General features: G+C 71.3%; 6 protein-coding genes. 3 read left to right on the top strand and 3 right to left on the bottom strand.

From position 1 onward, the window contains the following. Nucleotides 1–832 precede the first annotated feature (832 nt). Nucleotides 833–1,234 carry a hypothetical protein gene (locus tag ACFRCG_RS31280; RefSeq protein WP_380037608.1) on the bottom strand — a complete coding sequence of 134 codons (402 nt, stop codon included), beginning with the start codon at nt 1,232–1,234 and terminating at the stop codon, nt 833–835. A 70-nt stretch (nt 1,235–1,304) separates the two neighbouring features. Between ACFRCG_RS31280 and ACFRCG_RS31275 the strand changes: the two genes are divergently transcribed. Further along, nucleotides 1,305–1,970, top strand: a complete 666-nt coding sequence (locus tag ACFRCG_RS31275) for a TetR/AcrR family transcriptional regulator (RefSeq protein ID WP_380037606.1) — start codon at nt 1,305–1,307, stop codon at nt 1,968–1,970. Between the two features lie 1,290 nt (nt 1,971–3,260). Here the strand turns inward: ACFRCG_RS31275 and ACFRCG_RS31270 are convergent. Both ACFRCG_RS31270 and ACFRCG_RS31265 read right to left on the bottom strand, forming a co-directional pair. Further along, nucleotides 3,261–5,099 carry a hypothetical protein gene (locus tag ACFRCG_RS31270; RefSeq protein WP_380037604.1) on the bottom strand — a complete coding sequence of 613 codons (1,839 nt, stop codon included), beginning with the start codon at nt 5,097–5,099 and terminating at the stop codon, nt 3,261–3,263. Between the two features lie 73 nt (nt 5,100–5,172). Continuing rightward, entirely contained in the window at nt 5,173–6,327 is a 1,155-nt protein-coding gene (locus ACFRCG_RS31265; RefSeq protein ID WP_380037602.1) for a PQQ-dependent sugar dehydrogenase, read from the bottom strand. A 95-nt stretch (nt 6,328–6,422) separates the two neighbouring features. Between ACFRCG_RS31265 and ACFRCG_RS31260 the strand changes: the two genes are divergently transcribed. Continuing rightward, a complete protein-coding gene (locus ACFRCG_RS31260) occupies nt 6,423–7,391 on the top strand; it encodes a 2-hydroxyacid dehydrogenase (protein WP_380037600.1) in 969 nt (322 codons plus the stop codon). Nucleotides 7,392–7,480: 89 nt separating this feature from the next. After that, nucleotides 7,481–9,049: a DUF2079 domain-containing protein gene (locus tag ACFRCG_RS31255; RefSeq protein WP_380037598.1), complete on the top strand. Its 1,569-nt coding sequence runs from the start codon at nt 7,481–7,483 to the stop codon at nt 9,047–9,049. Nucleotides 9,050–9,424 lie beyond the last annotated feature (375 nt).

Here is a 9,424-nt window from a genome sequence, read left to right as displayed (position 1 = left end):
CGGCGTGCGGGGTTCCGAGACTTGGGGGCTTGCGGCGAGGCGGCCGCATTGCTCGGCGGAAAAGCGACCTGCAGCGGCGGACAGGGGGGTGCTCGGGTCGGGTCCGCCGGGCGTGCGTTCCCGAGTGGGCCGGGTTTTTCCGGCGCGCGTTGCGTCTTGGGTTGCGGGTGGCCGGTGCGGGGTCGGTCGGAGTCGGTGGTGGGCCGCTGTCGGCGTGCGGGGTTCCGAGACTTGGGGGCTTGCGGCGAGGCGGCCGCATTGCTCGGCGGAAAAGCGACCTGCAGCGGCGGACAGGGGGGTGCTCGGGGCGGGTCCGCCGGGCGTGCGTTCCCGAGTGGGCCGGGTTTTTCCGGCCGCGCGTTGCGTCTTGGGTTGCGGGTGGCCGGTGCGGGGCCGGCCAGAGTCGGTGGTGGGCCGCCGCCGGCGCTCGGGGCTCCGAGACTTCGAGATCCCGGCGAGGCGGGCGTGTTGGTCGGCGAAAAGCGGCCGGCAGCGGCGGGCAGGAGGGTGCTCGGGTCGAGTCCGCCAGGGAGCCCTCCCGAGTGGGCCGGGCGTTTCCGGTGTGAGGTCGGTGTGTGGGTGGCGGGGGTTCACAAAACCGGACGGTGTGGGGTGCCGTGATCTCGGCGTGAGAGAAAACCGCAGGTCGGCGCGGAGAGACGGGCGTTGAAGGCGCCTCGGGATCCGGTTTCGACCCTCACCGGGCACTTTCGGTCCCCTCGACGACCTCCGCGAGGCCGCAGCGTCCGGTCTCGCCGAGGGTGAGGCAGTGTGAGTGCCCGACCTGGGGTGCCTCGGCTTGAGCGAGGCGGGGACGGGTTCGTTGTCTCGCTCAAACCGAGGCGGTCTGGGCGGGCTTGGCGGCGATCAGTAGTGCGGCGAACGCTATGGGGGCGGCGGTCTGGTAACCGATCCAGACTTCGCCCCCGGTGCTGCCGCCCTGCCATGCCATCAGGGCGCCGGCAAGTGCCGTCAGCGCCCAGCCGCTGTCGTAGACGACCATGAGCCGGGTGTAGGTGCGCATCGATCGGCTGCGCGTATATCCGATCTCGATGCCACCACCGATCAGCAGGGCCACGCCTGAGACAACCATCAGCCAGGCCGGCGTGCCGAGTAGCCGGCCGAGTGGGGCAGCGCCGGCGATGTAGACGGCGGCGAGCAACATCTTGAAGGCGCCATCGGCGATGGCCCCCACCGTCTGGCGGGTCACCCGCAGTGCCATGACCTGGGCCATGAGCGTTCCTCCTCGAACCTCGATCCGACTGGTTGCGTAACAAGATTACGGTAATAATCGAATTATGAGAATGACGAGAGCGGAAGCCAAGGAACGCAACCGCCGTGCCCTGCTGGACGCTGCGTTCCATGTCGTTTCCCGGGACGGATACCGGGCCAGGCTTGATGAGATCGCCGAACGCGCCGACCTGACCACCGGCGCCATCTACTCACTGTTCGGGAGCAAGAACGGCCTGGTGATCGCCCTCGTCGCCGATTACCTGCGGCCGTACTACGAAGAGATCGAGCAGGCGATTCCAGCCGAACTGGATCTGCTCGAAGCGGTCGACGCCTTCGCCCGGCACTACCGGCGTATGTGTGACGCCCCCGACGCCCGGTCTGCCCTGTCGCTCCAGATCACCCTGCTGGACATGGCCCTGCACGACCCCGATCTGGGGGCCCAACTCGCGACTTCCATCCGGTCGCAGGAGAACCATCTGATCGAGATGTTCGCCGGAAGATCGCACAACGGGAGCGTTGTTACCTCGCAACAGGCACAACGCCTGACCACCGCGCTCAGGGCACTGTTCGTCGGCCTCGGCCAGGGCGTCCCCCTCGGTCTTGCCCCTGATGCCGACGAGCAGTACTTCGCCGACGTTGCCCGCGTTCTGGCATCCGGGATGTCCCTCATCGATCACGACGGACGCTTCGTGACGGGCAGTCAGGGGGATGAAACGTCTTCGGGTTCACCGTCGTGAGTCGGATCCGCGACGACTTCCGCCAAGCCGACCAGGCCGTTGCCGAGCTGCGGGAGCCACTGCAACTCTCCGAGCAGTCGTGGTTCAGATCGACCGAGATGGGCCCGCCTTCGGCGAGACAGGTCACGCAGCGCCCGAAGCCGACTTCGACCAGGCGGTTTCGGTCTCCACACGCGCGCCGAAGAGGCCCGGGCACACAAAACCGGCACTCGACACCCGACTCTCCACCCCAACCCCGCAAAACCGCAGGTCACAGAAACCCGCAGCCCACAATCACCCGCCGAGATCCGATTCCGCACCCCACCCCCTCCCGCAAAACCACCAAAACCCTCCAGGTTGCCCCGACCCACTCGGGAACGCACGCCCGGCGAACCCAACCCGAGCGTCCACCCCGCCGGCCGCTGCCAGCCGGTTTTCGGTGAGCAACACGGCCGTCTCACCGGAAGCCCACATCTCGGAGCCCCGCACGCCGGCGGCGGCCCATCACCGACTCAGGCCGGCCTCGGCCCGGCCACCCGCAGCCCAAGGCGCAACGCCCGCCCGAAATCACGCGGCCCACTCGGGAACGCACGCCCGGCGAACCCAACCCGAGCGCCCACCCTGTCCGCCGCTGCGGGTCGCTTTTTCGCCGACCAACGCACCCGCCTCGCCGCAAGCCCCAAGCCCCAAGCCTCGAAGCCCCGCACGCTGGCGGCGGCCCATCACCGACTCAGGCCGGCCCCGCACCAGCCACCCGCAACCACAAGCGCAACCCCCGCCGAAATCACGCGACCCACTCGGGAACGCACGCCCGGCGAACCCAACCCGAGCGCCCACCCTGTCCGCCGCTGCCGGTCGCTTTTTCGCCGACCGACACGCGCCTCTCGTCGGGAGCCCCGGGTCTCGGAGCCCCGCACGCCGGCGCCGGCCCACCACCGACTGAGGCCGGCTTCGGCCCGGCCACCCGCAGCCCAAGGCGCAACGCCCGCCCGAAATCACTCGACCCACTCGGGAACGCACGCCCGGCGAACCCGACCCGAGCGCCCACCCTGTCCGCCGCTGCGGGTCGCTTTTCCGCCGACCACCGCACCCGCCTCGCCGCAAGCCCCAAGCCTCGAAGCCCCGCCCGCCGGCAGCGGCCCATCACCGACTCAGGCCGGCCCCGCGCCGGCCACCCGCAACCACAAGCGCAACCCCCGCCGAAAGCACCCGCCCCACCCGGAAAGGCCGCGCACGGGCCGACCCTCGTTCCCGTTCGAGGTCCCGTCGTCCATTTCTCCTTCGGCCGACGGCCCCGGCACGCGCTGTGGCCTACCCCGCTGCCGCTGCGCAGACGTCGGCGAGTTCGGTCAGGGTGCCCTCGAAGTCGGGGGTCAGGGTTGCCAGGACGACCCAGGCCTCCGGGTTGGGGCCGATTCGTTTCGCGAGGCGGGCGAGGGCCGGGCGGGGGTTTGCCCTGGACCAGTGGTGGGTGTCCACGGAGACCAGGGCTTCGAGGGCGAAGCGGACCGGGCGGGCGTGCTGGACGATCTCCTCGCAGTCGACGTCGCCGTCCGAGGCCGCCGTGACGAGCCAGGAGTGCCACTGTTCGAGGGGGCTGTCCCGCAGTCGCTCGCCCGGCGGTCGGCGGTATTCCGGGACGGGTGGTTCGGTGCGTGGGCCTCGGTCCCACTTGGCGCGCAACTCCCGCAGCGGTGTGGGGTCTTCGGCATCCAGGGCCGCCTCGGCCGTGGTCCGGATCCGGTCCGGGAACAGGTCGCGGTGGCGGGCGAGGACATCGCGCGTGACCAGGGGGTCGGCGCGCTCCCACAGGTTGAGCACCACATCGATCCAGTCGATGCGCCGCAGCTTGCGGGCCTCGCAGCGCGGCAGCGCGAAGTCCACCACGGCCGGATCGCCGGATCGGGCCATCGCCTCGTACTCCGCGCTGTAGGCCGGAGTCTCCATGAGCCGCATGCGCAGATCCGGGTGCATCGGGGCGACGGGCCGCCCGGGTCGCCGGCCGGTGTAGATCTCCCGGCGCAGCTCGGCGGTGACCCCCGAGTCGTTGTTCACCAGCAGCAGGTCGAGGCCGTCGTCGCCGAGGTCGCGAAGGCGGCTCGCGTACTGCCGTCCCACATGCTGGTGTTCGGCCAACGCGGCCAACAGCGCCGGGTGGCCGCACCGCAGCGCCGCTTCGGCGACGTGGGCCAGCGGCGGGACGTTGCCCGGGAGCAGCGCGACGGCCGTCGCATCGTCCAAGTGGGGTATGACGGCGGTGAGTTCGTCCTCGTTCAGGCGGCGCAGCAGGAAGCCCACCGAGGGGCGTACGGCGGCCGGCACCCGAATCGCGGCCTCTCCGGTGTGCGCCGTCGACTCGGCGAACAGCTCGGGCAGCGTGCCCGTGAACCGCCCGAGCGCCCGGGCCAGATGTGCCCACGCGGCCGAACTCGTACCCAGGGTCGCCACGATCGCGGGCCGCAGCAGTTCGTGTACGGCCATCTCGCCGGTGACATAGGCGTGTTCGCGCGAGACCACTGCGAGCACCTGGGTCGCGACCCGGGCCGGGCGCATCCGGAGCAGGATCTCGCGCGGCGCCAACACCCCGGCCCGCAACGCCGATCCGGCCTGGTCCAGGGCCTCGGTGCGGGTCACCGCCGCGTCGGGCGAGTGCAACAGGCGCACGCCGCCGGCCTGGCGCGCGGTGTGCGCGAGGACGGGATGGGCGCGCAACAACTCGACGGCTCGCTCGGCGGATGTGCCCGGTCGCCGCAGCTCCGCCCGCGCCCGATCCAGCACATCCGCCGAGTCGTCGCCCACGGAGCCCTCGCCGCCCACACCCCCCGGCGCCACACCCCCCGGCGCCCCACCCTCCGGCGACTCGACGTCCGGCGACTCGACGTCCGGGGGAAAGGCCCCGGCCATCACCGCGTCGCCCCCCGCCTCGATCAGCCGGCACAGCTGACTCGCCGTCAAGCGTGGGTTGGCGGCGGCCCGTACCAGCTCCGCGCCGCTGCCGATCCGGGCGATCTCGGCGACCAGCGCGTCCGACAAAGACACCTCGTTCGGCATCAGCGCGTCGATCCCGCGCAGTCCCACCAAGCGCGGGAAGACACCCGCCGCGTCGGCTTCGGAAAGCTCGCGCAGCACCAACACCAGGCCCCGGTCCATGTATGCCCTCCCTCGGGCGCACACGCTAACGCCCGCCTCGGACGCCGGCCCGAGGCGCCCCACCGGCCGATCCTCAGCTCAGCACCAGCCGCAGGATCCGGTCGTCGCCCTTCCGGGGCGTGCCCCGGCCGTCCGTCGTATTGGTGACCAACCACAACTCGCCGCCGACGGCGACCACCGTGCGCAACCGGCCGTACCGGCCTTGGAAATACGCCTTCGGCTCGCCCACGGTGGAGCCCAGGATCGGGGCCTGCCACAACCGTTCGCCCTTGAGGCCGGCCAGGTAGACCACGTCGCCCAGGATCGCGATGCCGCTGGGCGAGGCGTCGTCGGTGGCCCACTGGGCGACCGGGTTCATGTACTCGGGCCGATCGCCCGCGCCCTCCACCTCCGGCCAGCCGTAGTTGGCGCCGGAACGGATCAGGTTGAGCTCGTCCCAGGTGTCCTGGCCGAACTCGCTCGCCCAGAGCCGCCCGGTGGAGTCCCAGGCGAGGCCCTGCACGTTGCGGTGCCCCAGGCTCCACACCGGCGAGTTCGGGAACGGGTTGCCGGGCGCCGGCTTGCCGTCGGGGGTCAGCCGCAGGATCTTGCCGCCGAGCGACGACCTGTCCTGCGCCGCCTCCTTGTGCCCGGCCTCGCCCGTGCCCGCGTACAACATGCCGTCCGGGCCGAACGCGATCCGGCCGCCGTTGTGGTTCGAGCCGGCCGGGATCCCCTCGAGCACCACCTCGGGCTGCCCCAGCGGTTGCCCCGGCACGTAGGTCATCCGGACGATCCGGTTGTCCCGATCGGTGGTGAGGTACGCGTAGAGGAGATGATCGGTCGCGAACTTCGGCGACACCGCGATCCCGAGCAGACCCCCCTCCCCACGATGCACCGAGCCGGGTACGGTCCCGACCGGCACCGGCGGTACCGTGCCCGGCCCGAACCGGGTGATCGTCCCGGTGTCGCGCGAGGACACCAGCGCGTCCCGATCCGGCAGCACCGCCACACCCCACGGCGTGTTCAGGTCCCGGGCCAACTCCCCGGCGACGACCGGCTCGGGCGGCTTGGCCGCGGTCGGCCCGGCCGGCACGTTCGGCGCCCCGGTCCCGGGCGTGGCCGAACGCACGGGCGTGGCCTGGTGATCGGCCGACTCGCCGCCACCCCCACACGAGGCGAGCCCGGTCGCCAGCGCGACGACGAGCACGAGGGAGGACCAACCGGCCCTCGGACGCCTACTGCGCACCGGAAACACCACCCACCATCTCGGGACTCCTCGACCCTAATGCGCCCTCCGCCCCCCGGCGGATGGATCGCCGCCCGACATCTACAGTTCCTGCCATGGTCAGCGACGGCAGGATCTGGGTCCCCTACAGCCTCGAACAACTCGCCCCCATCCCCGCCGCGCTGAGCGGTGAGGGCGGTGAAGGCGGTGAAGGCGGCACGGGCTCCCGCATCGACGTCTACGACGGCGCCGACGGCCCGATCCCCGACACCGCCGCCCAGGTCGAGTTGTACGTGCTGCCGTACACGTTCGCCCCGCACACGCTGGAGCGGATCGCGGACATGCCCCGGCTCCGGATGATCCAGACGCTCACCGCCGGCTACGAGCACGTGCTGCCGTACCTGCCGCCCGGCGTACTGCTGTGCAACGGCCGAGGCATCCACGAGACCAGCACCGCCGAACTCGCCCTCGCCCTGACCCTGGCCGCGCTGCGCGACATCCCGGGCTTCGTCCGCGGCCAGGACGCGGGGGAGTGGCGCGCCGGGTTCTACCCCGCGCTGGCCGACAAGCGGGTGCTGATCCTCGGGTACGGCGCGATCGGCGAGGCCGTCGACCGCCGGCTCCAGGGTTTCGAGGTGGACGTGGTCCGGGTCGCGCGCACCCCGCGCGACGGCGTACACGGACCGGTCCGGGCGATGAGCGAACTGCCCGACCTGCTGCCGCACACCGACGTGATCATCCTCACCGTCCCGCTCACCGAGGACACCCGCGGCCTGGTCGACGCCGACTTCCTGGCCCGGCTGCCCGACGGCGCGCTGGTGGTCAACGTCGCGCGCGGCCCCGTCGTGGACACCGAGGCGCTGCTCGCCGAGGTGCGGAGCGGGCGGCTCGGGGCCGCCCTGGACGTCACGGACCCCGAGCCGCTGCCCGCCGACCACCCGCTGCGCTTCGCCCCCGGCGTGTTGATCAGCCCGCACGTCGGCGGCAGCTCGTCCGCCTTCCTGCCACGCGCCCTGCGACTGATCCGCGGGCAGCTCGAACGCTGGTCCGAAGGGGTGACTCCGGTCAACATCGTGCGTCGTTGAGCAACCAAAACCGTCCGGTCGCGCTCTGCTGGGGCGTGGGGCCGGCACCGATACGGTGTGCCCCGCGCACGCGACCGGGACGGAGAGACATGGACGACAGGAGGATGGCGCACGGCGCTGTTCACGCGCGGTTCGAGGCATCGGGACCGGCCGCGCCCGGCGACGCGCCAACCGCCCCGGCGGTCGCGGAGGGGGCGATCATCGCCCCCCGATCGAGTGAACACGACCTCCGCCTGCGCACCGTGGTCGAGCGCGCCCGGGACCGGATCGGCCCCGGCGGCCTCCCGTATCTGCTCGCCGCGATCTTCTTCGCGATCTACACGGCCCACTCGCTGCTGCGCCACCGCCGGATGGAGACGCACGCGTACGACCTGGGCCTGTTCGAACAGGTGGTCCGGTCGTACGCGCACTTCGAGGCGCCGGTGTCGGACATCCGCGCGCCCGGGTTCAACGTGCTCGGCGAACACTTCCACCCGATCCTGGCCCTGCTCGGCCCGATCTACCGGATCTTCCCCGGCCCCGCCACGCTGCTGGTGGCCCAGGCGTTCCTGGTCGCGATCTCGGTGGTCCCGATCACCCGGATCGCCGCGCGCGCGTTCGGCGGCCTCGGCGCCGCCGGCGTGGGCATCGCGTACGGGCTGTCCTGGGGCATCCAGTCGGCGATCTCCTTCGACTTCCACGAGATCGCGTTCGCGGTGCCGCTGCTCGCCTTCGGTCTCGACCGGTTCCTGCTCGGCCGGCACGTCCAGGCGCTGGCCTGGTGGTTGCCGCTGGTGCTGGTCAAGGAGGACCTGGGACTGACCCTGGCCGCCGCGGCCGTACCGCTGCTGGTGCTGCGCCGCTGGAAGTTGGCCCTCGTACACGTGCTGATCGGCGTCACCGCGTTCGCGCTGGCGATCTTCGTCCTGCTGCCGGCGATCAACCCCAACGACACCTACGCGTTCTGGGGCAATCTCGACTCGTCTCAGCGCTCCGGCGCGGCCGACCCGTCCACCTCGCTGAGCCAGGTGCCGCTCACCGATCTGGTGATCGAACTGCCCAAGTCGATGGTGTTCCCCAGCGTCAAGTGGATGACCCTGTTCATGCTGCTGCTGCCCACGGGGTTCATCGCGCTGCGCTCGCCGCTGGTGGCGATGCTCGCGCCCACCATCCTGTGGCGGTTCACCTCCAGCAACACGTTCTACTGGGGCACCTACTTCCACTACAGCGCGGTACTGATGCCCATCGTGTTCGCCGCGTTCGTGGACGGCGTGGTGAAACTGCGCGCGTCCCACGTGGACTGGCTGCGCCGCTACGCGGTCAAGGCGGCGATCGTGCCGTTGGCGGTGTCGATGGCGTTCGCGCGCGACTTCCCGCTGATGGATCTGCTGCACAAGCGCACCTGGATGGTCCAGGACCGGGTGCGCTCCGCGCACAAGGTGCTCGACCAGGTCCCGGACGACGCCACGGTGTCGGCGACGATGAGCTTCTCGCCCCAGTTGACCGCACGTGCGCGGGTGACCGATTTCCCGACGATCCTGCCGGGTCCGGGCTACGCGGCGATCGAGGTGTGGGGCGACAACAAGGACTGGGCCCGGTACTGGATCGCCTACCTGATCGGGCAGGGGTTCACCGAGGTGGCCCGGGAGCCGGGCGCGGTGCTGCTCAAACGGAACTGAGGCCCGGGCCGGCCGGCGAGCCCGCGCGAGCCCCGTCCCGCTCCGCCCGTGAGCCCTCCGCGCCCGTCCGCGCCGGTTCCGCGCTCCGCCGTCCGAGTTCTCCCGGCGCGCCGCCGGCCGCCGGGTCGGGCATCGATCCGTGGTCCCGATCGAGCCCCGCCATGCCCTCGGGAGGGCTCCGAATGCCCTCTCGGGGCCCGCGACGGCCCTCCGGCGCTCCCTGAAACTCCCAGGTTTGCCCTGATCAGAGCCCCTTTTTCCGCCCAGTGTCGGGACTTTGTCACAAATGCACGGGAAGGGACTCCCATGCTGGGCATCATTAGTTACTCTGTGTTGAGAAAGACAAGCTCACAGTGACGGGTTGGTGTATCGTCC

This window comes from Embleya sp. NPDC056575 (genome assembly GCF_042793325.1).
Lineage (GTDB): Bacteria > Actinomycetota > Actinomycetes > Streptomycetales > Streptomycetaceae > Embleya.
This window is presented reverse-complemented; position numbering and strand designations above follow the sequence as displayed.